The organism is Streptomyces sp. S186, from assembly GCF_051603415.1.
In the GTDB taxonomy this organism is placed as follows: Bacteria; Actinomycetota; Actinomycetes; order Streptomycetales; family Streptomycetaceae; genus Streptomyces.
In genome coordinates, this window is record NZ_CP193932.1 from 1200437 (window position 1) to 1222561 (window position 22125).

Here is a 22125-nt window from a genome sequence, read left to right on the forward strand (position 1 = left end):
CCGCGCCGGGCGGCTCGCGGCGCCCCGGGGCGGACCCCCTGGCCGGCCGGACTCCCACTCCGGCACGGCCCCGCGGGCGGGGCACCGGCGTCCGGCCGTACGGCTTACGCCGCGTCAGCCCTTGCGGCCCACCACCCCGTAGAAGATGGTGTTGTTGAGCTCTTCCGGACCGGGCACGGGACCGTCCGGCCGCCACAGCGGCACCCGTACGACGCCCGGTTCCAGCGGGTCGAACGGCCCGAGGAGCGCCGCGACTTCGCCCTTGGTGCGCAGCGCGAGCGGGGTGGTGGCGCTCTTGTAGACCTCTTCCACATGCGCCCGGGCGGCCTCGTCGACCCGGCCCTCGGCGTAGCCCTCGTACGGTTCGTAGGTGCTGTGGGAGAGCACCAGATGGCTGCCGGCCGGCATGGCGGCGCCGAAGGCGGCGAGCAGCGCGGCGGGGTTGTCGTCGTCCGTGAGGAAGTCCATCACACCGCCGATCAGCAGCCCCACCGGCTGCTCGAAGTCGATCAGCTCGCGCACCACCGGGTCGTCCAGGACGGCCTTGGGGTCGCGGAGGTCCCCGAGGGCGAAGGCGGTGCCGGGGTCGTTGGCGAGCCGGGCCCGGGCGTGGGTGGCGACGATGGGGTCGCTGTCGACGTACACCACCCGGGTCTCGGGGGCGGACTCCCGGGCCACCTCATGGGTGTTGGGCGAGGTGGGGATGCCGATGCCGAGGACGAGGAACTGCCGGACGCCGGCGGCGACCACCGTGCGGACCGCGCGCGCACGGAAGTCGCCGTTGGCGCGGACGCTGCCGCGGACCTGCGGGTGCAGTTCGATGACGCGGTCGCCGGCGACCCGGTCGACCTCGTAGTTGTCCCAGCCGCCGAGGAAGTAGTCGTACATCCGGGCCGGGTGCGGGCGGCTGGTGTCGATCTCCTCCGCGGCGAAGCCGAGGTGGTCAGGACCGGGCGGGTACGGCCCGAACTCCGGGACACCGCCGTCCCCCTCGGGAGGGCTGTGCTGGTCGGTCATGGCTCCTCCCTCAGTGCGCCGGGCACGGCGCGGCGGAGAGCAGGAAGTCGGCGTGGCCGGCCTTCGCGCCCTCGATGAAACTGACCATCTCGCGGTGGGTGTAGATCAGTGCGGGACCGTCCGGGTCGGTGGACTGCCGCAGGGCGACCCGGCCGTCGCGCAGGCGCATGGCCTCGACGCACTCGCCGCCGTTTCCGCCGCTCCAGGGCTTGTGCCAGCCGTCCGTGCCCAGCTCGTTGGCGGGCATGCCGTTGTAGATGCGTATGCGATCCATGGGGGGTTCAGATCTCCTTGCGAAAGCCACCCAGAATGGCCTCGGTGGTGTGTGCCGGCGCGGCCTGCGCACACATCCGGTCCAGGGCCTCCAGGAACTGCGAGACGTCGTTGCGCTGGTCGAAGTACACGCCTCCGACGAGGCTTTCCGCGTACGCGATGTCCGGGAGCTCCGGGATCGGGAAGCGGAAGATGTGGAACGGCCCGTACATGGCGGGGTGCGGGCCCGCGGCGAACGGCATCACCTGGAGCCGGACGTTCGGCATCGAGGTGGCTTCCATCAGCCGGGTGATCTGGTCGCGCATCACCTTGGTTCCGCCGATGGGCCGCCGCAGCACGGTCTCGTCCATGACCGACCACAGCATCGGGGCGTTCTCGCGGGTGAGCAGCGCCTGGCGTTCCATACGCAGGGCCACGATGCGGTCGATGTCGGCGGGGGCGGCGTGCGGCATTCCGGCGCGCAGCACGGCGGCGGCGTAGTCCTCGGTCTGCAACAGACCGGGGACGTAGTGCGGTTGGTAGGAGCGGATGAGGTTGGCTTCGCTCTCCAGGCTGACGAAGGCGCTGAACCACTCGGGGAGGACGTCGCGGAAGCGGTGCCACCAGCCGGGGCGGTTGGCCTCGCGGGCCAGGGACAGGAAGCCGTCGATCTCGCCCTGGTCGGTGACGCCGTAGGTCGCCAACAGCTTCTCGACGTAAGGGATCTTGAGGCCGACCTCGGCCTTTTCCATGCGCCGTATCGTGGCGTGCGTCACATCCAGTGCGCCCGCCGCCTGCTCGAAGGAGAGCCCCGCCCTCTCCCGCAGATCCTGCAGTCGCTTGCCGAGCACCACCCGCAGGACGGTCGGTGCACCTGCAGACCGTGGGTCCGCCACGTCCGATCCCCTCCAACCAGCTTCAGTGTTCAGCAGTGTGTCATGCCGTCATCAGCTCGAACAGACTGCACTTTTAATTCTGCAAATTACAGAGTGATCCTTGCCAACGGTGAGCAACATCGCACATAGTTGTGTCGTGGCTTCCTACAAAAACGCTCCGTCGTTAGGGCGATGCGGGGGTTTCCTCGCCCAGAGCCCGCAGGACGCGTTCCACTTGCCGGCGCGGTGCACGTCCGTGCCCGAGGCGCGCAAGCGCGTCAGCACGCTGCTGCGCGAGTGGGGCGCCGCCGAACAGGTCCGCGATGACGTGGAGTTGGTGGTCACCGAGCTGTTCACCAACGCGGTGCGGCACACCGACAGCGAGAAGGTCGGCTGCGAGATCGCGGTCGTCGGCGCGCACATACGGATAGAGATCACCGACGAGGGCGGCCCCTGCAGCTCCGCACCGCACGCCCGGCTCGGCTCCCCCGACCAGGAGGGCGGGCGCGGCCTGTTCCTGGTCGGTGCGCTCTCCGACAGCTGGGGCACCCGCCCCGACGACGGCGGCCGGGGCCAGGTGGTCTGGGCCGACCTGCCGTACCGCACCACGCCCGCGACGCACTGAAGGCCCCGCTCCGCCACGGGGGCGGCACGGGGCCTTCCGTTCCTTACGTTCCGGAAAAGGGCTACAGCGGCAGCAGGTCGGGCCGCTTGGGCGCGACGTCGTCGCCGGAGGAGACGCCGCGCAGCCGGCGGCCGATCCACGGTACGAGGTGCTCGCGCGCCCAGTGGATGTTGTCCCGCCGCGCCTCGGCGGCGGTCCGCTCCGTCTCCGGCGGCCACGGCTGGTCCGGGTCGGCCGGCACCGCGAGGCCCAGCACCTGCGCGGCGCGCAGCGCCACCCGGGTGTGGCCGTCGGCCGAGAGGTGCAGCCGGTCCTCGCTCCACGCCCGGCGGTCCTGGACGGACTTCAGCGACCACAGGTCGAGCACCGGGCAGTCGTGCCGGTCGGCGATGGCCCGGACATGGGCGGTGTACGTGGCGATCTTGCCACGCAGGTGCTTGAGGACCGGGACGCCCCGGGTGTCGAAACCGGTGCACAGCAGCACCGTCGGGACCGTCTCGCGCAGCGAGGCCACCGCCGCCTCGTACCGCTCGGCCACCGCGTCCGGGTCCGAGCCCGGTCGCAGGATGTCGTTGCCGCCGGCGCAGAACGTCACCAGCTCGGGGGCGAGCTGCTTCGCCCGGGGCACCTGCTCCTCGATGATCCGGTCCAGGAGCCGCCCCCGCACGGCGAGGTTCGCGTAGCGGAAGTCCCCCTCGTTCCGCTGGTCGGCCAAGAGAACCGCGAGCCGGTCCGCCCAGCCGATGTACGCCCCGTCCGGACCGGGATCTCCGACCCCCTCGGTAAAGCTGTCCCCGACGGCTGCGTACGACCCGATGGCGCTCTGGGCGCCGTTGCTGATGTTCTTCGAATCGTCTGCCACGTCAGGACATACTTCACCGCGAGAAGTGACCTACGCCACCGTAACCAGGGGTTGACGAGAGGTGATTAATACCACCAGGTCAAATTCTGCCCAAGTTGGAATAAGGATCGATCGGAAGGTGCTGCTTCAGCGCCACGAGTAGGGCATCATGCGCGCCGTTGCGCCGGTGTTTCACGGCATTGCCACCTGATTGCGCATTGCACCAATGTCGTATCGTCGAAGGAGCCCTGTCTCGTCGACGAGCAGCGTCGGCGGCCGACCCCGAGGAGCGCCCGTGACGCAGCAGACGCCGCAGGTCCCCCAGTCCCAGCCGAAGCTCGCGGAGGTGCGCAACTTCCGCGACGTGGGCGGGCTGCCGACCGTCGACGGGCGTCGCATCCGGCACGGTCGGCTCTTCCGCAGCGGCCACCTCGCGCACGCCACCGAGGCGGACGCCACGTTCCTCGCCGGCCTCGGGCTGCACACCGTCTTCGACTTCCGCAACGCCGCCGACATCAAGCTGGAGGGCCCCGACGTCACCCTGCCCGGCGTGCGGAACGTCAACATCCCGCTCACCGACCCGGCCGACGGCGCGGAATTCTGGACGATGGTACGGGACGGCGAGCTGGACCACCTCCGGGTCGCGCTCGGCGACGGCAAGGCCGCGGGGCGCATGGCCCACACCTACCGCGAGATCATCACCACCCGCACCGCGGACCACAGCCGGGTGCTGCACGCACTCGCCGAGGACAGCGTGCCGGCGCTGATGCACTGCGCGGCCGGCAAGGACCGCGCGGGCCTGACCATCGCGGTCACCCTGCTCGCGGTCGGCGTGGAGCGGGACGCCATCGAGGAGGACTACCTCAAGTCCAACGACCCCAGCGGACGTTACAGGGTCCGCCGTTCGGACAACTCGCCGGCCGGGATGTCGCCGGAGATCCAGGAGCTGCTCGCGCCGCTGTTCGGCGCGCACATCGACTACCTCACCGCCGCCTTCGACGCGATCGAGGAGACCTGGGGCTCCACCGAGTCCTACCTCACCGACGGCCTGAAGCTCTCCCCGGCCGTCCGCGAGCAGCTGCGCCACCGCCTGCTGACGGACTGACGCCCGCGGGACGGGGTCCCGCACGGTTCCCGGGGCCGGCGGGCCGCCGTCGCCTGCGGCCCACCGCCCCGGGCGCGGTCAGCGGTTGGCGACCGCCTGTTTGACCAGCGTCCGCCCGAAGTCCCACATCAGGCCGCCGCCGCTGTGGGCGTCGTCCATGACGGCGGTGAACGCCTCGACGAACCGGTCCACTTCCCGTTCACCGATGATCAGCGGCGGAATCAGCTTGATGACCTCCAGGTGGTCGCCGGAGACCTGGGTCAGGATGCGGTGGCGCTGGAGCAGCGGCACCACGACCATCTGCGCGAACAGCCCCTTGCGGGCGGCCTGCAGCATCGTCCAACGGCTCCGCAGGCCAAGGGACTTGGGGCGGCCGAACTCGATGCCGATCATCAGGCCGCGGCCGCGCACCTCGTGCAGCAGCTCGTACCGGTCGACCAGCGCGGCCAGCCGGGAGCGCAGCAGCTCGCCGGTGTGCCGGGCGTTGGCGACGATCTTCTCGTCCGCCATCACCGAGAGCACCGCGAGGCCGGCGGCCATCGCCTGGGCGTTGGCGCCGAAGCTGGCGGAGTGCACCAGCACCCGGTCCATCGAGGAGTAGACCTTCTTGAAGATCCACTCCTTGCCCAGGGTGGCGCCGACCGGGACATAGCCGCCGGAGAGGGCCTTGGCCACGCAGACCAGGTCCGGCGCCACGCCCTCCTCGTGCTGGTAGGCGAAGAAGTCGCCGGTGCGCCCGAGACCGGTCTGCACCTCGTCGGCGATCAGCAGCGCCTTGTGGTGGTGCAGCAACTCCTGGGCGGCGCGCAGGAATCCGGGCGGCGCGACGGTGACGCCCTTGCCCTGGACGGGCTCGACGACGAAGGCCGCCACGTCGCCGTGTTTCAGCTCCCGCTCCAGCGCGGCCAGGTCGCCCATCTCGACGGCGGTGTCCGGCAACAGCGGGGCGAAGCCGTCCCGGAAGCCGTCCTCGCCGTTGACCGAGAGCGAGCCGGTGGTCAGACCGTGGAAGGCGTGGGTGCAGTACAGGACGCGCGGGCGACCGGTGGCGTAGCGGGCGAACTTCAGGGCCGTCTCGACGGCCTCGGTGCCGCTGTTGCCGAAGAAGACCCGGTCCAGGTGGGGAGCGTGGCGCAGCAGCCGCTCGGCGAGCAGTCCGGGCAGCGGCGGGCAGTCGAAGCGGGTGAGGTCGGCGAGCTGGGCGTCCAGCACGTCGTGCAGGGCCCGGCGGACGACCGGGTGGTGCCGGCCCAGGCCCATCACCCCGAAGCCGGCGAGCATGTCGAGGTAGTCCTGGCCGTCGGCGTCGTAGAAGTAGGCGCCCTCGGCCCGTTCGTAGACCTTGTCGAAGCCGATGGTCTGCAGCATCCGCGGCAGTTGGTGGTTCAGATGGCGGCGGTGGAGTTCGTAGCGCTCGCCGCCGCGTTCGGCGAGCAGCCTGGTCAGGTCGAATCCGGTCACGGGGTGTGCTCCTCACGGGCGGCGGGCCGCGCCGCCCCGGGCCGGGCCGGCGGCACCGGAAGGCTCCGGTGCCGCCGGCGCTCCGCTCGCCGCGTCATCCGCGGTTGCCGCCGACGGTCTCCTTGGCCGCCCGCAGGGACTCCTTCAGGGAGCCCATGGTGGCCAGCACGGCGGTGGGCTCGTAGCCGCAGTGCGCCATGCAGTTGGCGCACCGCGGGTCCTTGCCCCGGCCGTACTTCTCCCAGTCGGTCTCCTCGATCAGCTCGCGGTACGTCGGGACGTAGCCGTCGCTCATCAGGTAGCAAGGGCGCTGCCAGCCGAAGAGGGAGTAGTTGGGGATCGCCCAGGCGGTGCACGGGAAGTCCGCCTTGCCCTCCAGGAAGTCCAGGAAGAGGGGGCTGTGGTTGAGCCGCCAGCGCTGCCGGTTGCCGCCGGCGAACGCCTTCCGGAACAGCTCCCGGGTCTGCTCGACGCCCAGGAAGTGCTCCTGGTCGGGGGCTTTCTCGTAGGCGTAGGCGGGCGAGAGCATCATCTCGTCGACCTTCAGGTCGTCGTTGAGGAAGTTGAGGACCTCGATGACGGTCTGCGGGGTGTCGGTGTTGAAGAAGGTGGAATTGGTGGTGACCCGGAAGCCGCGCCGCTTGGCCTCCCGGATGGCCGCCACCGCCTCGTCGAACACGCCCTCCTTCGCGACCGATTCGTCGTGGCGCTCCCGCATTCCGTCGATGTGCACCGCGAAGGCGAAATACGGCGAGGGCCGGAATTTTTCCATCTTCTTCCGCAGCAGCATCGCGTTGGTGCACAGGAAGACATACTTCCGGCGGGCCACCAGCTGCCGCACGATCTCGTCGATCTGAGGGTGCATCAGGGGTTCGCCGCCGGCGATGGAGACCATCGGGGCGCCGGACTCCAGCACCGCGCCCACCGCCTGGGCCACCGGCATCCGCTGCTTCAGTACGCCGGCCGGGTGCTGGATCTTCCCGCAGCCCTCGCACTTCAGATTGCAGGCGAAGAGTGGTTCCAGTTCGACAATCAGCGGGAACTTCTCCCGCTTGCGCAGCACTTTCTGTTCAAACAGATAGGTTCCGACCCGAATGGACTGACGGAGCGGCATGGCCATCTGGCTCACCTCCTGGGGAGCAGCAAAGAACGGTGCCATTCAAAGAAAACAGGAAATACCGAGCGCAGCACGCGGAAGGCCTGTATTCCACCGCGTACCGTCCCGATGCGCACGAGTTCGTGTTCCGGGGCGTCCACGACCACCCGGACGGCGGCAACCGCGGGACTGCCGCAGCGCACCGCCGTCCGGAGCGTGGCGGCCGACTCCATGTCCACCGCGATCGCCCCCTCGGCGTGCAGCGCGGCCCGCTCGGCGCCCCGTACGACGTGGTCGGAGCCGCGCAGCAGCCCGGTGTGCACCCGCAGCCCGCGCTCCCGCAGGGCGCGCACCAGGGGGCCGTTGTCCCGGCAGGTCACCTCGGGGGCGCCGGGCCGGTGGCCCCGGGTGGCCTCGGCGACGATCACGTCCCCGGGCCGCGTACCGGGGGCCAGCCCGGCGCAGAATCCGCTGGCCACGACGGGGGAACCCGCCGTGGCCGAGCCGGCGCCCAGCGCGGCGGCCACGGCGCGTTCCGCCGCCTGCGGCCCCATGCCGGTGCGCAGGGTGACCACGGGCGGTTCCGCCCCGTGGTCACCGCCCCGCAGCGCGAACCGTTCGATGCCGAGCGCGCAGGCGACCAGCAGCGGCGGTTCCGCGTCCGACGGGGGCCGTCTCGGCATCAGTCCCCCACCGCCGCCCCGGCGGCCTGGCCGGTGGCCGGTCCGCCGTGGACGTAGCGGCCGAGGGCGGTCAGCGGGAAGACCTGGCGGTAGAGGTGGTAGTTGATGGAGAAGTCCCACGGGAAGCCGGTGCCGGTGAAGTACGGCTCGTCCCAGGAGCCGTCCGGCAGCTGGGTCTCCACCAGCCGCCCCACCCCACGGCGGACCGCCTCGCCGTCCCGCTCGCCGGCCGCGAGCAGCGCCATCAGCGCCCAGGCGGTCTGCGAGGCGGTGGAGGCGCCACGCCCGGCCCAGCCCTCCTTGTCCTGGTACGAGCGCTGGTCCTCGCCCCAGCCGCCGTCGTCGTTCTGCACCCGCTCCAGCCAGCCGACGGCCCGTCGGACCGCGGGGTGGGAGGCGGGGATTCCGGCGGCGGTCAGGGCGGGCAGCACCGAGCCGGTGCCGTAGACGTAGTTGGTGCCCCAGCGGCCGAACCAGGCGCCGCACGGCTCCTGTTCGGCCAGCAGCCAGGCCAGGCCGCGGCGGGTGCGGGGGTCGTGCGTCCGGCCGACCTCGGCGAGCATCTCGACGACATGGGCGGTGACGTCGGCCGACGGCGGGTCGATGACCTCACCGAAGTCGCAGAACGGCAGCCGGTTGGGGAACGGGCTGGTGTTGTCGGCGTCGAACGCGCCCCAGGCGCCGTTCTTCGACTGCATGCCGGCGTTCCAGCGGACCGCGCGGTCGACGGCGGCCTCGACCCGGAGCGGGTCGGGGTGCCGGACCCGGCGCAGCGCCAGCACCACCTCGGCGGTGTCGTCGATGTCCGGGTAGTTGTCGTTGTGGAACTCGAACGCCCAGCCTCCTGAGGGGAGTTCGGGGCGCCGCACGGACCAGTCACCGGGCCGGTCGATCTGTTCACCGAGCATCCAGTCGGCGGCGCGGACCAGCTGCGGGTGGTCGGCGGGCACTCCGGCGTCGGCCAGCGCGATGGTGGCCAGGCAGGTGTCCCAGACGGGCGACTGGCACGCCTCGATCATCCGGGCGCCGTCCTCGCGCCAGACCGCGAACCGGTCCAGGGATTCCAGGCCGGCCCGCAGCACCGGGTGGTCGAGGTCGTAGCCGAGCAGGTGCAGGGCGATGATCGAGTAGACGGCGGGGGGCTGGATGCCGCCCCAGCAGCCGTCGTTCTCCTGCCGTTCGACGATCCAGCGGGCGGCCGAACGCATCGCGGCGGCGCGCGGCCGGCGCAGGGCGACCTTGTGGTACAGGTGCAGCGCCTTGTCCAGGCGCTGGAAGAGGCCGTCCCAGCTCGCGGCGGGGGCGAGGGGCCGCGGCGGGTTGGGTTCCCGGGGGTCGGCGTGCAGCTCGTCGAGGGCGAACGGCGCCGGGCGGACCGGGCGTTGGGCCGAGACGATGGTCAACGGCACGATGGTCTGCCGGGCCCAGCAGCCGAAGGCATGGATGCTGAGCGGGAACCACTTGGGGAAGTAGATGAGCTCCGGGGGGAGTTCGGGCAGGTCGTCCCACTTCCACCAGCCGAAGAGGGCGAGCCAGATCCGGGTGAAGACGCGGGCGGCGGCGATGCCGCCGTGCGCGCGGATCCAGGCGGCGGCGGTGGCCATGTGCGGGGCGTCCGGCTCGTCGCCGGCCAGCCGCAGCGCGACGTACGCCTCGATGGTGGTGGAGAGTTCGCCGGGGCCGCCGTAGAAGGTGGCCCAGGTGCCGTCCTCGCGCTGCTCGCCGCGGATGTGGCGGCCGGCGGCCTCGGTGAGCTTCGGGTCCTGGATGCCCAGGAACTGACGGAGCAGCAGGTCCTCGGCGTCCATGGTGACGTTGGTTTCCAGATCGCCCTTCCACCAGCCGGCGGGGTCCTGGAGGGAGAGCAGGTGGTCGGTGGCGCGGGCGGTCGCCTCCCGCGCGGCCTCCGCCGTGTCCTGCAGCACGGCGGAGGTCCTGGTGGCCGAGGAGCCCCGGGACGGGCGGGCCCCGGTGCTGCCGTCGGTCGTCGCTGTCATGGCTTCCCCTTCTGCAGTGAATCTGTCGACGTGCTCAGGGATTCCGTCGGCCGGCGCCGGAGCGGCGCCGGCCGGCGACTGCGATCTAGTGCGTGTTGATGGCCATCATCTCTCTCGTACGACGACGAAGTCCGCGAGCGCGACGAGCTGTTCGCGGACCGCTTCGGGCATGTCGATCTCGTCCAGCGCGGCGACCGCGGTGGCGTGCTGCCGGCGGGCCTCCTGGGAGGTCCACTCGCGGCCGCCGGCCTCTTCGATCAACGCCGCGCGGGAGGCGAATTCTTCCTCGGTGAAGTCGGCGATCTCGGTCTCGCTCTTCTTGGCGTCGGCGGCCAGGATGCCGGCGAGCCGCTCGGAGGCGGGCCCGCCGGCCGCGAGCGCGGCGACGACCGGCAGCGACTTCTTGCGCTGCCGCAGGTCGCTCCAGGTCTGCTTGCCGGTGGCCTCCGGGTCGCCCCAGATGCCCAGCAGGTCGTCGACGGCCTGGAAGGCGAGGCCGAGGTGGTAGCCGTACTTCTCCAGGATGTCCGCGGTGCGGTCGTCGGCGCCGCCGAGGACGGCACCGATGGAGACCGCGCAGGCGAGCAGGGCGCCGGTCTTGTTGCCCTCCATCTCCAGGCACTCCTCGACGGTGACCCGCTCGCGGTGCTCGTAGGAGATGTCCTGGGCCTGACCGTCGATCAGCTTGCGGGTGGCCAGGGTCAGCCGGCGGGTGGCGCGGCCGGCGTCGACCGTGCCGAGCTCCAGCAGTATTTCGTTGGCCAGCGCGAACAGCGCGTCGCCGACGAGGATGGCCTGGGCGGGGCCGTGCACCTTCCAGACCGTGTCGCGGTGCCGGCGCTGCTCGTCGCCGTCCATCAGGTCGTCGTGCAGCAGCGAGAAGTTGTGCACCAGCTCGACGGCAACCGCGCCGGGCACGCCGACCTCGGGGGCCTGGCCCGCGACCTCGGCGGACAGCAGGGCGAGCGCGGGCCGGACGGCCTTGCCGCTGTCACCGGTGGTGGGGTTGCCGGTCGCGTCGATCCATCCGAAGTGGTAGGCGGCGACGGTGTCCATGGGAGGGGCGAGCCTGGCCACGGCGGCACGCAGCACGGGAGTGGCGAGTGTCCGCCCGCGCTCCAGCAGCGCGGTGACGCTCGCGGTGTCGATAGCCGGGGAAGCCACGGTTTCTCCTCTGTTTCCGATGCTTGTGCTCGTGCGAGCGCGCGTACGCCTGGTCATGCCGCCTCCGGTGGCAACTGGCCGTGGGGGACGCCGAGTTCGGTGAGTGCCTCACGGGCGGCGGCGGTGCCGCTGCGGACAGCGCTCTCCATGGTCGCGGGCCACCCGGTGGCGGTCCACGCACCGGCCAGGAACAGGCCGGGGACTTGGGTGCGGGCGGCCGGGCGGAGCCGGCCGACGCCCGGTGCGGGCGCGAAGGTCGCGGTGCGCTCGCGGGTGACGAAGAAGTCGAGGATCCGGGCGCCCCGGGCGGCCGGCAGCAGCCGTGCCAGCTCGGGGAGGTAGCGGGCGCGGAGCTTGGCGACCGGCTGGTCGATCTCCTGCTGTGCGGCGGACTGCGACAGGGCCAGGTACTGGCTGCGTGCGTGGCCGGCGGTGCGGGTCAGCCCGGAGGCGCCGGTGCGGTCGAAGACCCACTGGACCGGGGAGCCGACCGCGGCGAAGAACGGGCGGCGCAGCACCTTGCGGTCGTAGACGACATGAACGTTGAGGATCGGCGCGGTGCCGATGTCCAGCAGCCGGTCCTTGGCCGGCAGCGCCCCGTCGGGCAGCAGGGCGTGCGCCTCGCGCTGCGGTACGGCGAGCACGACGGTGTCCGCGGTGAGGGTCTCCCGGCCGTGCGGGCCGTTCTCCACCGCGACCTGCCAGCCGGCGCCGTCGCGGGTGACGGCGGCGGCGCGGGTGCGCAGCGCGACCCGGACGCCGGCCTCGCGCAGCGCGGCGGCGGCGCGGGTGTCGTGGAGGTCGCCGAGCGGCACCCGGGCCCAGCCGATGTCGGCGGCGCCGGGGGCGGAGAGCAGACCGGTCTTGAAGACCTTGGCGGCCAGCCCCAACGAGGCGTCGCCGGCGGTGGCGTTGAGGGTGGCGATGCCCACCAGATCCCACAGCGCCTCGACGGCGCGCGGGCTCTGGCCGTGGCGGCGCAGCCAGCTGCCGAAGTCGGTGGCGTCCAGCGCGGGGTCGGCCGGGTCCAGCCGGCCGAGGGCGAGGGTGGCGCGGACCACGCCGGCACGTTCGGCGGGCGAGAGGTGCGGGTAGAGCGCCAGGCTCCTGGCGAGGTGGAGCGGGACCGGCAGCGCGGTGCGGCGGAGCCGGCCGAGCCGCGCCCGGCCCCGGGCGCCGACCGGGTCCAGGACCGGTACGTCCATACGGTCCTGGACGGGCGCCAGGTCCTGTGCGCCGAGCCGTGCCAGGTGGTCGCCGTAGGCGGTGCAGCAGCGCAGGTAGACGTGCTGGCCGTTGTCGACGGTGAGCGGTCCTGCGGCGGAGTCGCGGCGGAACGAGAAGACCAGGCCGCCCAGGCGCGGCCGGCCCTCGATCAGGGTGACCCGCAGGCCCGCGTCGGCCAGGGCCAGCGCCGCGGTGGTGCCGGCGAGTCCGCCCCCGACGACCACCGCGGCCGCCCCTTCGGGACGGCCGGAGGGGCGGGCGGAGTCGCGCCCGGGCAGCGTCGTTCCCGCTGTCATGTGCTCTCCCCCCTTACGCCCGTCATGGACGCAGCCGTCCGGCGAAGGGTTGCCTGCCGCACCGGCGCCGGACCGCGGCCGCCCTCCGCGGAGCGGCCCGACCTCCACGCCGCGGTCCGGCACCTCATCCACGCCTCCTGCTCAGGGCCTGCCGGCGGCCGATCGCCCGTGCGTCGAGCCCGGAGAGCCCGCGCACCGCGACGAACGCCTTCTCCCGGCCGGGCAGCGAGACCCGGCCGCGGAGCACCGCCTCCGGGTCGGAGGCGATCCGCGACAGCAGCCGGTGGTAGATACCGGCCATCGCCGCCACGCAGGCGCCGCTGCGCCGGTCGAGCATCGGCAGCAGCCGGAAGCCCTCCGCGAACAGCGTGCGGGCCCGCCGGACCTCGAACTGCACCAGGCCGGCGAAGTCGGCGCCGGGCGGCGGCACCGGGCCGTGGAACCCCGCCGAGCAGCCGAACTTGGCGAGATCCTCGGCCGGAAGGTACGTCCGCCCGTTGCTCGCGTCCTCGCGAACGTCCCTGAGAATATTGGTGAGTTGGAGCGCGAGCCCGAGCGTATCGGCGTACTCCGGGGCGCGTTCGGCGTCGAGCGCGCCCGGTACGGTGCCGAACACACCGAGGGAGAGCCGGCCGATCGCTCCCGCGACGCAGCGGCAGTAGACCTTGAGCTCGTCCCAGGTCTCGTAGGTCTCGCCGCGGACGTCCGCCAGCACCCCGTCGATCAGCTCGTCCAGCCCGCCGAGCGGGATGGGAAAGCGCCGGGCGGCGTCGGCGAGCGCGACCGCCACCGGGTCGGTGTCGTCCTCGGCGATCCGGCCGTCCCTGACACGCGCGAGCAGGGCACGGGTGTCCTCCAGGCGGCGGGCCTTGGCGTCGGGCTCCAGGGCTCCGTCGCCGATGTCGTCGACCCGGCGGGAGAACGCGTAGAGCGCCGACATGGCCTGCCGCTTGTCGGCCGGCAGCAGCCGGATCCCGTACGCGAAATTGCGCGCCTGCTGCCCGGTGACCGTTTCGCAGTAGCGGTACGCAGCGAGCACCGGCGCGGACATCTGTGCGGTTGCCTCCACGGTCCGACTCACCCCTCTCGTCGCAGTGTCGCCCCTACCTCGCGCAGCAGGCTGAGCTTGGCCGGCTTGGGCGGTCCGGGGAGTACGTCGTGATCGGCGGCGGCGACCGCCCGGAGGGCGGCGCGCCCGCCGGCGACGAAGCCAGCCAGCAGCAGCTTGAGTCTGCCGTGCACGCTACCCACCAGCGGCGCGCCCTCATCCAGCAGCTCACCGGCCCGTTCCGCCTCGAAGGCGATCAGTGCGCGCACCGAGGCGCCGGCGGTGGGCGCCGCCAGGTCGTCCTCGGTGACGCCGAAGCGCTTCATGTCCTCGTCGGGGAGGTAGATCCGGTCCCGGCCGAGGTCCTCGGCCACGTCCTGGATGTGCTCGACGATCTGCAGCGCGGTGCAGACGGCGTCCGAGAGGCGGATGCGCTCGGGGCTGGAGGTGCCGGTGATGCCGAGGACGAGCCGGCCGACGGGGTTGGCGGACAGCTCGCAGTAGGCGGCCAGGTCTCCGTAGGTGGCGTAGCGGCTGATCCGCTGGTCCTGGCGGTTGGCCTCGATCAGGCCGAGGAAGGGCTCGGGGCTGAGCGCGCAGCGGCGGACGGTCGGGCCGAGGCGGCGCATCAGCGGGTGCTTGGGGCCGGGGGCGCGGTCACTGAAGACCCGGTGCAGGTCCGCCTCCAGGGCGTCGAGCAGTGCCGGGCGGTCGTCGTACTGGGCGCGGTCCAGGCCGAGGAGGACGGCGTCGCCGCCGCCGGGGGCCAGGTCGCCGTCGCCGATGTCGTCGACGAGACGGGCGAAGCCGTACAGGGCCATCAGGTCGGCACGCCAGGCACGGGGCAGGAAGAACGGTGCGACCGGGAAATTCTCGTGCGCGGCCTGATCGAGCACGGTGCGTGTGTGGTCCTTCCCGCCACTCACCGCCACCCTCCGGAGGAAGGCGCGACGCGCCTGCTCGTCTCCTCGGCTCACCGGGGGCTACCCGGCGTGTTGTGGAGCCGGAGCGAACCAGTAGCCATTGCCGTCACGTCTCCCGTTCTACACCGCCAGACCAAAACATCCCATTTCGGACACGCCGCAGCAGGCGACGCGCTCCGATCGAGCCCTCGCCGCCCGCCTGGGTGCACTTTGCCCGACTTTGCACCACTTGTGCTGTTCAGTACCCGTACAGCTTACGCCGTACATCTGTGAATCGTCCGAGCGGGTACCCGGGGCCCGGGCAACGATCCGGTCAACATCACAGGGAACCCAACTGTTCCCGCTTTCCACGGAGTTGACCATTCCGTCACACCCGAAGGCCCCCGCGAACCGGACTCGCGAGGGCCTTCTGCGGCAGATGGGCTATTTGCCCGTCTCCTTCTCGTACGCCTTGATGACCTCGTCCGTCGGGCCGTCCATCAGCAGCTCGCCCCGCTCCAGCCACAGCACGCGGTCGCAGGTGTCCCGGATCGACTTGTTGTTGTGGCTGACCAGGAAGACCGTACCCGCTTCCTTGCGCAGTTCGCGGATGCGGGCCTCGGAGCGCTTCTGGAAGGCGCGGTCGCCGGTGGCCAGCGCCTCGTCGATCAGCAGCACGTCGTGGTCTTTGGCGGCCGCGATGGAGAACCGCAGCCGGGCCGCCATACCGGACGAATAGGTGCGCATCGGCAGCGAGATGAAGTCGCCCTTCTCGTTGATGCCGGAGAAGTCGACGATGCCGTCGTAGCGCTCGCGGATCTGCTCGCGGGACATGCCCATCGCCAGACCGCCGAGGAGGACATTCTTCTCGCCGGTGAGGTCGTTCATCAGGGCCGCGTTGACGCCGAGCAGGGAGGGCTGGCCGTGGGTGTAGACCTTGCCGCGCTCGGCGGGGAGCAGGCCGGCGACCGCCTTGAGGAGGGTCGACTTGCCGGAGCCGTTCGAACCGATCAGGCCGATCGACTCGCCGCGGTAGGCGGTGAAGGAGACCCCCTTGACCGCGTGCACCTCGCGCACGCCCGCCGAGGGGCGCCGCCGGATGATCCGGTTGAGCGCCGCGGTCGCGCTGCCCTTGCCCGCACCGGTGCCGTAGACGCGGTACACGATGTGCAGCTCGTCCGCGATCACGGTCGGGATCCGCTCCTGCGCCGGCGCCGCCGGCCGGACGTCTTCCACCATCTGCTGCTCGGCCACCTGCTCAGCCACGTCCGTACCGCTCCTCAGCCTTCCAGAAGTACACAAAGCCCGCGACGCCGGCCAGCACCGCCCAGCCGAGGGCGAACGCCCACACGTGGGGCGGGAGCTGGCTCGCCTTGAAGCTGTCGATCAGCGCGAACCGGATCAGGTCGATGTAGACGGCGGCCGGGTTGGCGTAGAGCAGCACCTCGATCCAGTGCGGGACGTGCTTGCCCTTGAGGATCACGCTGATGCTGAACATCACGCCGGACGCGTACATCCACGTCCGCATGATGAAGGGCATCAGCTGCGCCAGGTCCGGGGTCTTGCTGCCGAGCCGGGCCATGATCATCGCCAGGCCGGTGTTGAACACGAACTGGAGCAGCAGCGCGGGCACCACCAGCAGCCAGGACCAGGTGGGCAGCTGCCCGAAGGCCAGCAGGATGACCACCAGCACGCCCATGGAGAACAGCAGTTGCTGGAGCTGCATGAGGCAGAACGAGATCGGCAGGCAGGCCCGCGGGAAGTGCAGCGCGCGCACCAGGCCGAGGTTGCCGGAGATCGCCCGCGTACCGGCCATCACCGAACTCTGGGTGAAGGTGAAGATGAAGACACCGGTCACCAGGAACGGGACGTAGTCCGGGACGCCGCGACTCGTGCCGATCAGGATGCCGAAGATGAGGTAGTAGACGAGCGCGTTCAGCAGTGGTGTCGCCACCTGCCAGACCTGGCCCAGTTTGGCCTGGCTGAACTGCGCGGTCAGCTTGGCGCTGGCGAAGGCCGAGATGAAATGCCGGCGGGCCCACAGCTGGCGGACGTACTCCGCAAGGCCGGGCCGGGCCCCGCTCTGCGCCAGTCCGTACTTCTGGGCACGCTGAAGGGGCGTGAGTCCTTCGTCGGCGGATGGCGGGGCACTCATGGCGACCGCACTGTCGTGCGTGGTCTCGCTCACAGTTGACACTTTCGTCCTCAAGGTGCGCTGCCGGGGACGCCCCGGTTCGCGCCTGATGCTCTCAGATACGAGCTTGTCAGATGATGGGAGGGCGGCCCAGCCGGCTCAGTCGCCAAACGGTAGCCCACTTCATGGGGCGCCGGGGACCGCACGGGGTGGCCCAGCCCTCCCGGAAACCGCCCAGCCAGGCCCGGAGTCCCGGCAGCGACGGCCGGCGGGCGAGGGTGAGCAGGAACCAGACACCGAGGTAGACCGGAACCAGCGGGGCGGGGAGATTGCGGCGGGCCAGCCAGACCCGGTTGCGGGCCACCATCCGGTGGTAGACCGCGTGCCGGGCCGGGGCCGTGGTTGGGTGGTGCAGGATCATGTCCGCCCGGTAGTCGACCAGCCAGCCGGCGTCGAGCGCGCGCCAGGCCAGGTCGGTCTCCTCGTGGGCGTAGAAGAACTCGTCGGGCAGACCGCCGACCTGGGCGAACACCGCGGTGCGGACCGCGTTGGCGCCGCCGAGGAAGGTGGTCACGCGCGAGGAGCGCAGCGGGTCGGAGGCGCGCAGCCGGGGGACGTGCCGGCGCTGGGTCGCGCCGGTGTCCGGGTCGGCGATCCGGAAGCTGATGATGCCCAGCTCCGGGTCGGCGGCGAACGCCTCGCGGCACAGCTCGGCGGTGTCGGTGCGGGGCAGCAGTCCGTCGTCGTCGAGGAACAGCAGCGCATCGACGTCGAAGCCGTACCGGCCGTCCTTCCGGAACGCCTCGATGCCGACGTTGCGGCCGGCCGGGATGCCGACGTTCTCCGGCAGCTCGACCGTCCGCACGACCAGCCCGGGCACGGCCAGCTCGGGCAGCGGCGCGCCGTTGCCGACGACCACCACCTCGATCGGCTCGCCGTCCTGTTTGGCGACGGACTCCAGCAGCGCGCGCAGCTCGTCGGGGCGGTTGCCCATGGTCAGGACAACCGCACCGAGCCGCATGGTGGACGCCGCGGTCACTTGAGCCTGCTGGAGGCGAGGATGGACACGAGGTGCAGCAGGGTCTGCAGCAGCGCGATGCCGGCCAGCACCGCGACGCCGAGCCGGGAGAAGAACAGGTCGCCGCGGACCTGGTCCACCACGGCCAGCACCAGGATCAGCAGGGATGCCTCGATGCCCAGGACCAGCCGGTGGAACTTCAGCGCGGCGGCCGCCTTACGGGCCAGCGCCAGGCCGGACGAACGCGGCTCGGCCGCCGCCTCCTTGACCGGCGGCAGGCCGCCCTGGTGACGGGCGACGCCGACGAGGTCGGTCTCGGCCTTGATCAGGATCGCGCCGAGGGCGGCCAGGGTGCCCAGGAACGCCCAGAGCCAGTCGATCCGTCCGGGGCCCCACAGGTCCGCGGCGCGCAGGCCGAAGCCGACGAGCACCGCGGCGTCGCAGAGGTAGGCACCGACCCGGTCGAGGTAGACCCCGCCGAGCGAGAACTGCTTCTTCCAGCGCGCGACCTCGCCGTCGATGCAGTCGAAGAGGAGGTAGAGCTGCACCATGGCCACGCCGAGCACGGCGCCCCAGATGCCCGGCACCAGCAGCGCCGGGGCCGCGAGCACGCCGAAGACGGTCATCACGTAGGTCAGCTGGTTGGGCGTGACCCGGGTGTTGACCAGGTACCGGTCGCAGCGGAGCGAGATCTCCCGCATGTAGAGGCGGCCGGCCCAGTGCTCCCCGCTGCGCCGGTCCTTCACGCCCTCGGGGTGAACGACCGGGCGGAGCTCAGCTACTGATGGTTTCGGCATAGTCGGCGTATGCGTCCCTGATCTGGTCGGTGGACAGGTCCAGGTGCTCCAGGATCGTGTAGCGCCCTGGACGGGTCTTCGGGGCGAACTCGACGGCCTGGACGAACTCCTCGTCGGTGAAACCCATGTCGCCCGGGGTGACCGGCAGGCCGTGGCGCTGCAGCACCTCGACCATCAGCGCCGAGGTCTCCCGGTCGCCGCGCAGGTGGGTGGCGAAGGCGGCGCCGAGGCCGCACTGCTCGCCGTGGCTCGCCGCCCGCTTGGGGAAGAGGATGTCGAAGGCGTGGTTGATCTCGTGGCAGGCGCCGGAGGCCGGGCGGCTGTCGCCGGCCACCGACATCGAGATGCCGGTCAGCACCAGGCCCTCGGCCAGCACCTGGAGGAAACCGTCCTCGCCGACGCCGCCGGGGTGGCGGAGCACGGCCTCGCCGGCCTGCCGGGCCATCGCCGCGGCCAGCCCGTCGATCGCCTCGCCGGTCTCCCGGTGCGACAGCTCCCAGTCCGCGACCGCGGAGACGTTGGAGATCGCGTCGCCGATGCCGGAGCGGACGAAGCGGACCGGGGCCTCGCGGATGATGTCGAGGTCGATCACCACGGCGATCGGGTTGGGCACGCCGTAGGAGCCGCGGCCCGCGTCGTTGTCGAGGGTGGCGACCGGCGAGCACAGGCCGTCGTGCGAGAGGTTGGTGGCGACCGCCACCAGCGGCAGGCCGATACGCGCCGCGGCGAACTTCGCACAGTCGATGATCTTGCCGCCGCCCAGGCCCACGACCGCGTCGTAGTGCCCCTTCTTCATGGCGTCGGCGAGCTTGATCGCGTCGTCCAGGGTGCCGCCGCCGACCTCGTACCAGTCGGCGCCCGGCAGGGCGGGGGCCAGCCGCCGGCGCAGCCGGGCCCCCGAGCCGCCGCTGATCGCGATGGCGAGCTTGCCGGAAGCCGAGATGCGCTGGTCGGCCAGCAGACCCGCCAGGTCGTCCAGGGCGCCGGCGCTGATGTCGACGACAACCGGGGACGGGATGAGGCGGGTCAGTACTGGCATGCGATGTCACGGCCCTTCGCGAGGTCGTCGTGGTTGTCGATCTCGACCCACTTGACGTCGCCGATCGGCGCCACGTCGACCTTGAAGCCGCGGTTGACCAGCTCCTGGTAACCGTCCTCGTAGTAGAGGTCAGGGTCCCGCTCGAAGGTGGTCTTCAGGGCGTCGGCCAGCTCGGCGGCGGCCTCGCCCTCGATGAGGGTGACGCCGATGTACTCGCCGGTCGCCTCGGCGGGGTCCATCAGCTTGGTGATCTTCTGGACGCCCTTGGCGGGGTCGGCGACGACCTTCATCTCCTCGTCGGCGAGCTGCTTGACGGTGTCCAGCGCGAGGATGATCTTCTGGCCGTTGCCGCGGGCGGCGAGCAGCGTCTTCTCGACGGAGACCGGGTGCACGGTGTCGCCGTTGGCGAGGATCACCGAGTCGTGGGCCGCGATCACGTCACGGGCGCACCACAGGGAGTAGGCGTTGTTCCACTCCTCGGCCTTGTCGTTGTCGATCAGCGTGATCTTGAGGCCGTACTTCTGCTCCAGGGCCTCCCGGCGCTCGTACACGGCCTCCTTGCGATAGCCGACGATGATCGCGACCTCGGTCAGGCCGATCTCGGCGAAGTTGCCGAGGGTCAGGTCGAGGATCGTGGTCTCCCCGTCGACCGGCACCAGAGCCTTCGGCAGGGTGTCGGTGTAGGGGCGCAGACGCCGTCCGGCGCCGGCGGCCAGCACGAGGCCGATCATGCGGGTTCTCCTTCATCGTGTACGGCGGGTGCACCGTGTGTGTGGGCGGCCACCCAGAAGCGGATGCTCTCGGCGAGCACCAGCAGCGCCAGGACCACAGCGAGTGCCGTGAGCGCGATCGTGAAACCTGTGGCGGGCAGCAGGGCGGCCAGGACGGTGATCACGAGGATCCGTCCCTCGTGCCCGCCGGTCGCCCGGACCAGCCACCGCGGTGGGGCCCCGGTGCCACCGCGGATGCGGTAGACCGTGTCGTAGTGATGGTAGGCGACCGCCGCGATCAGCCCGTACGCCGCGGGCAGCGCTCCGTGGACGTCCGCCCGGGCGGCCAGCACCAGGACGGTGAGGTACTCGCCGGCCCGGAAGAAGGGCGGAACGAGCCAGTCCAGGGCGCCCTTGAGCGGGCGGGACAGTGCCGCGGCGGCCAGCAGCGCGGAGCAGACCGCGACGCCGACGGTGAGCCACGTGGCGGGGTCGGGCTGGGAGATCACCCATACCAGCAGCACCGCGGACGAGAGAAACGCCATAACGGGTGCCAGGAGGGAACCGGTCCGCGCCCGGCCCCGGCCGCGGCCGGTGAGCAGCTCGACCAGCGGCCCGTAGTCGGCGAGGTCCGCGAGCGCGCGGGCGGCCCGGTCGGTGCGCCGGGCGCGGCGGGCCCGGGAGCGCAGCACCCGGCCGGCGGTGGTGTAGCAGGCGGCCAGTGCACAGCCGACGAGCAGGGCGTAGAAGACGATGCGCGGGGTGGTGAGCGCGGTCAGGACGGCGATCATGGCCCAGCGTTCGCCGATCGGCAGCACGATCATGCGGCGCACCCAGACCGTCCAGCCGACGCTGTCGAGCCGGTCGGAGAGCGCCACCGCGGGGCCGGCGGCTCCGGCGCCGCCTTCGAATTCGCTGCCCTCGTTGAAGGCGAAGTCGACGACGTGCCGGCAGGTCTGGAGGATCATCGCGCCGAGCGCCAGCGCCCACACGTCGTCGCCGCCCCGGGCCGCCCCGAGGGCGAGCCCCGCGTAGTACGCGTACTCCTTGGCGCGGTCGAAGGTGGCGTCCAGCCAGGCGCCCAGCGTCGAGTACTGGAGCGAGTAGCGGGCCAGCTGCCCGTCGGTGCAGTCCAGGACGAAGGAGAGCAGCAGCAGTACGCCGGCGGCGACGAAGCCGCCGCGGGTGCCGGTGGCCGCGCTGCCCGCCGCGATCAGCGCGGTGAGCAGGGACGCGGTGGTGACCTGGTTGGGCGTGAGGCCGCGGCGCGCGCACCAGCGGGCGAGGTAGCGCGAGTAGGGGCTGATGCAGAAGGTGGTGAAGAAGCCGTCGCGGGACTTCACGGCGGTGCGCAGCCGGACCGCCTCGTCGTCGACGGCGGCGACCGCCTCGCGGGCCTCCTCCCGCTGGGCGGGGGTCAGCGCGAGGGTGGCGACCAGGCTGCCCGGCTCGACGCGGTGCAGTCCGACGTCGGCGCGGTCGAGCGCCTCGGTGAGGGTGTCGGTGAGCACGTCGGTCAGGTGGGCGGTGCCGGCGCCGACCGGGATGCGGCCGGCCGCGCGGTCCAGCGCAGCGCGGGCCCCGGCCTGGACCGAGAGCACGCCGGGCACCGCGGCGGCCGGGAAGCGGGGGTCGGTCAGGGCGAGCCGCAGGGCGTGCAGGTGGCCGACGAAGCGGGGGTCCACCAGGGCGACCCGCTCCTGGGCGGGCACCTCGGCGAGCAGCTCGGTGGCGCCGGCGGCGTCACCGGCCGTACGGACGTCAAAACCCAGTGTGCGCAGGTCGGCTTCGAGCGACGACCCGGCGACCGGCGGACCGGTGAGGATGGCGGTCGACAG

21 protein-coding genes are annotated in these 22125 nt (G+C 71.9%); 2 read left to right on the forward strand and 19 right to left on the reverse strand.

Going from position 1 to position 22125, the window contains the following annotated elements:
• Window positions 1-114 precede the first annotated feature (114 nt).
• The 3 genes from ACRAS8_RS05260 to ACRAS8_RS05270 are packed head-to-tail and all read right to left on the reverse strand — an operon-like array spanning window position 115 to window position 2165.
• On the reverse strand, window positions 115-1017 hold the full coding sequence (locus ACRAS8_RS05260; RefSeq protein WP_438484604.1) for an SAM-dependent methyltransferase: 903 nt from the start codon (window positions 1015-1017) through the stop codon (window positions 115-117).
• 10 nt (window positions 1018-1027) lie between these two features.
• The gene (locus tag ACRAS8_RS05265; RefSeq protein ID WP_221911991.1) at window positions 1028-1291 is read right to left on the reverse strand and encodes a DUF397 domain-containing protein; all 264 of its coding nucleotides are present in this window, start codon (window positions 1289-1291) and stop codon (window positions 1028-1030) included.
• A gap of 7 nt (window positions 1292-1298) precedes the next feature.
• Complete coding sequence (locus ACRAS8_RS05270; protein WP_438484605.1) at window positions 1299-2165, reverse strand: helix-turn-helix domain-containing protein; 867 nt, start codon at window positions 2163-2165, stop codon at window positions 1299-1301.
• Window positions 2166-2301: 136 nt separating this feature from the next.
• On the opposite strand from ACRAS8_RS05270, the gene ACRAS8_RS05275 reads away from it, so the two are divergent.
• The gene (locus ACRAS8_RS05275; protein WP_438484606.1) at window positions 2302-2769 is read left to right on the forward strand and encodes an ATP-binding protein; all 468 of its coding nucleotides are present in this window, start codon (window positions 2302-2304) and stop codon (window positions 2767-2769) included.
• 61 nt (window positions 2770-2830) lie between these two features.
• On the opposite strand, the gene ACRAS8_RS05280 is transcribed toward ACRAS8_RS05275, so the two are convergent.
• On the reverse strand, window positions 2831-3631 hold the full coding sequence (locus ACRAS8_RS05280) for an SGNH/GDSL hydrolase family protein (protein ID WP_438484607.1): 801 nt from the start codon (window positions 3629-3631) through the stop codon (window positions 2831-2833).
• A 274-nt stretch (window positions 3632-3905) separates the two neighbouring features.
• On the opposite strand from ACRAS8_RS05280, the gene ACRAS8_RS05285 reads away from it, so the two are divergent.
• Window positions 3906-4715 carry a tyrosine-protein phosphatase gene (locus ACRAS8_RS05285; protein ID WP_438484608.1) on the forward strand — a complete coding sequence of 270 codons (810 nt, stop codon included), beginning with the start codon at window positions 3906-3908 and terminating at the stop codon, window positions 4713-4715.
• A gap of 78 nt (window positions 4716-4793) precedes the next feature.
• On the opposite strand, the gene ACRAS8_RS05290 is transcribed toward ACRAS8_RS05285, so the two are convergent.
• The 15 genes from ACRAS8_RS05290 to ACRAS8_RS05360 all read right to left on the reverse strand — a co-directional run bounded on the left by ACRAS8_RS05290 (window position 4794) and on the right by ACRAS8_RS05360 (window position 22125).
• Window positions 4794-6176, reverse strand: a complete 1383-nt coding sequence (locus ACRAS8_RS05290) for an aspartate aminotransferase family protein (protein WP_438484609.1) — start codon at window positions 6174-6176, stop codon at window positions 4794-4796.
• Between the two features lie 94 nt (window positions 6177-6270).
• Window positions 6271-7296 carry an adenosyl-hopene transferase HpnH gene (hpnH, locus tag ACRAS8_RS05295; protein ID WP_438484610.1) on the reverse strand — a complete coding sequence of 342 codons (1026 nt, stop codon included), beginning with the start codon at window positions 7294-7296 and terminating at the stop codon, window positions 6271-6273.
• A gap of 5 nt (window positions 7297-7301) precedes the next feature.
• Window positions 7302-7955, reverse strand: a complete 654-nt coding sequence (locus ACRAS8_RS05300; protein WP_438484611.1) for a phosphorylase family protein — start codon at window positions 7953-7955, stop codon at window positions 7302-7304.
• Window positions 7955-9952, reverse strand: a complete 1998-nt coding sequence (gene shc, locus ACRAS8_RS05305) for a squalene--hopene cyclase (RefSeq protein ID WP_438484612.1) — start codon at window positions 9950-9952, stop codon at window positions 7955-7957. The genes ACRAS8_RS05300 and shc overlap by 1 nt, the downstream gene beginning before the upstream one ends.
• A 105-nt stretch (window positions 9953-10057) precedes the next feature.
• Window positions 10058-11173 carry a polyprenyl synthetase family protein gene (locus ACRAS8_RS05310; RefSeq protein WP_438484613.1) on the reverse strand — a complete coding sequence of 372 codons (1116 nt, stop codon included), beginning with the start codon at window positions 11171-11173 and terminating at the stop codon, window positions 10058-10060.
• Window positions 11170-12639, reverse strand: a complete 1470-nt coding sequence (hpnE, locus tag ACRAS8_RS05315; protein WP_438484614.1) for a hydroxysqualene dehydroxylase HpnE — start codon at window positions 12637-12639, stop codon at window positions 11170-11172. Before hpnE ends, ACRAS8_RS05310 begins: the two co-directional genes overlap by 4 nt.
• A 124-nt stretch (window positions 12640-12763) precedes the next feature.
• Window positions 12764-13690, reverse strand: coding sequence for a presqualene diphosphate synthase HpnD (hpnD, locus tag ACRAS8_RS05320; RefSeq protein ID WP_438490347.1), 927 nt, complete (start codon window positions 13688-13690; stop codon window positions 12764-12766).
• 26 nt (window positions 13691-13716) lie between these two features.
• Window positions 13717-14583 (reverse strand): squalene synthase HpnC, encoded by an 867-nt coding sequence (gene hpnC / locus ACRAS8_RS05325; RefSeq protein ID WP_438490348.1) that lies wholly within the window; start codon window positions 14581-14583, stop codon window positions 13717-13719.
• Window positions 14584-15033: 450 nt separating this feature from the next.
• A complete protein-coding gene (locus tag ACRAS8_RS05330) occupies window positions 15034-15828 on the reverse strand; it encodes an ABC transporter ATP-binding protein (RefSeq protein WP_438490349.1) in 795 nt (264 codons plus the stop codon).
• A gap of 19 nt (window positions 15829-15847) precedes the next feature.
• The gene (locus ACRAS8_RS05335; RefSeq protein ID WP_438484615.1) at window positions 15848-16777 is read right to left on the reverse strand and encodes an ABC transporter permease; all 930 of its coding nucleotides are present in this window, start codon (window positions 16775-16777) and stop codon (window positions 15848-15850) included.
• 76 nt (window positions 16778-16853) lie between these two features.
• Window positions 16854-17744 (reverse strand): glycosyltransferase family 2 protein, encoded by an 891-nt coding sequence (locus tag ACRAS8_RS05340; protein WP_438490350.1) that lies wholly within the window; start codon window positions 17742-17744, stop codon window positions 16854-16856.
• Window positions 17745-17758: 14 nt separating this feature from the next.
• Window positions 17759-18538: a CDP-alcohol phosphatidyltransferase family protein gene (locus ACRAS8_RS05345; RefSeq protein WP_438484616.1), complete on the reverse strand. Its 780-nt coding sequence runs from the start codon at window positions 18536-18538 to the stop codon at window positions 17759-17761.
• Window positions 18516-19577, reverse strand: a complete 1062-nt coding sequence (locus tag ACRAS8_RS05350; protein ID WP_438484617.1) for an iron-containing alcohol dehydrogenase family protein — start codon at window positions 19575-19577, stop codon at window positions 18516-18518. The genes ACRAS8_RS05345 and ACRAS8_RS05350 overlap by 23 nt, the downstream gene beginning before the upstream one ends.
• Window positions 19565-20308 carry a sugar phosphate nucleotidyltransferase gene (locus ACRAS8_RS05355; protein ID WP_438484618.1) on the reverse strand — a complete coding sequence of 248 codons (744 nt, stop codon included), beginning with the start codon at window positions 20306-20308 and terminating at the stop codon, window positions 19565-19567. Before ACRAS8_RS05355 ends, ACRAS8_RS05350 begins: the two co-directional genes overlap by 13 nt.
• Window positions 20305-22125: a DUF5941 domain-containing protein gene (locus tag ACRAS8_RS05360; RefSeq protein ID WP_438490351.1), complete on the reverse strand. Its 1821-nt coding sequence runs from the start codon at window positions 22123-22125 to the stop codon at window positions 20305-20307. The genes ACRAS8_RS05355 and ACRAS8_RS05360 overlap by 4 nt, the downstream gene beginning before the upstream one ends.

Bases quoted from the DNA above. Each gene is read 5' to 3' on its own strand.
- hpnE (WP_438484614.1), bottom strand. From the start codon at position 12,639: ATGACAGCGGGAACGACGCTGCCCGGGCGCGACTCCGCCCGCCCCTCC.
- ACRAS8_RS05260 (WP_438484604.1), bottom strand. From the start codon at position 1,017: ATGACCGACCAGCACAGCCCTCCCGAGGGGGACGGCGGTGTCCCGGAG.
- ACRAS8_RS05330 (WP_438490349.1), bottom strand. From the start codon at position 15,828: ATGGTGGAAGACGTCCGGCCGGCGGCGCCGGCGCAGGAGCGGATCCCG.
- hpnD (WP_438490347.1), bottom strand. From the start codon at position 13,690: ATGTCCGCGCCGGTGCTCGCTGCGTACCGCTACTGCGAAACGGTCACC.
- ACRAS8_RS05310 (WP_438484613.1), bottom strand. From the start codon at position 11,173: ATGACCAGGCGTACGCGCGCTCGCACGAGCACAAGCATCGGAAACAGA.
- ACRAS8_RS05355 (WP_438484618.1), bottom strand. From the start codon at position 20,308: ATGATCGGCCTCGTGCTGGCCGCCGGCGCCGGACGGCGTCTGCGCCCC.
- shc (WP_438484612.1), bottom strand. From the start codon at position 9,952: ATGACAGCGACGACCGACGGCAGCACCGGGGCCCGCCCGTCCCGGGGC.
- ACRAS8_RS05300 (WP_438484611.1), bottom strand. From the start codon at position 7,955: ATGCCGAGACGGCCCCCGTCGGACGCGGAACCGCCGCTGCTGGTCGCC.
- ACRAS8_RS05340 (WP_438490350.1), bottom strand. From the start codon at position 17,744: ATGCGGCTCGGTGCGGTTGTCCTGACCATGGGCAACCGCCCCGACGAG.
- hpnH (WP_438484610.1), bottom strand. From the start codon at position 7,296: ATGGCCATGCCGCTCCGTCAGTCCATTCGGGTCGGAACCTATCTGTTT.
- ACRAS8_RS05265 (WP_221911991.1), bottom strand. From the start codon at position 1,291: ATGGATCGCATACGCATCTACAACGGCATGCCCGCCAACGAGCTGGGC.
- ACRAS8_RS05350 (WP_438484617.1), bottom strand. From the start codon at position 19,577: ATGCCAGTACTGACCCGCCTCATCCCGTCCCCGGTTGTCGTCGACATC.
- ACRAS8_RS05345 (WP_438484616.1), bottom strand. From the start codon at position 18,538: ATGCCGAAACCATCAGTAGCTGAGCTCCGCCCGGTCGTTCACCCCGAG.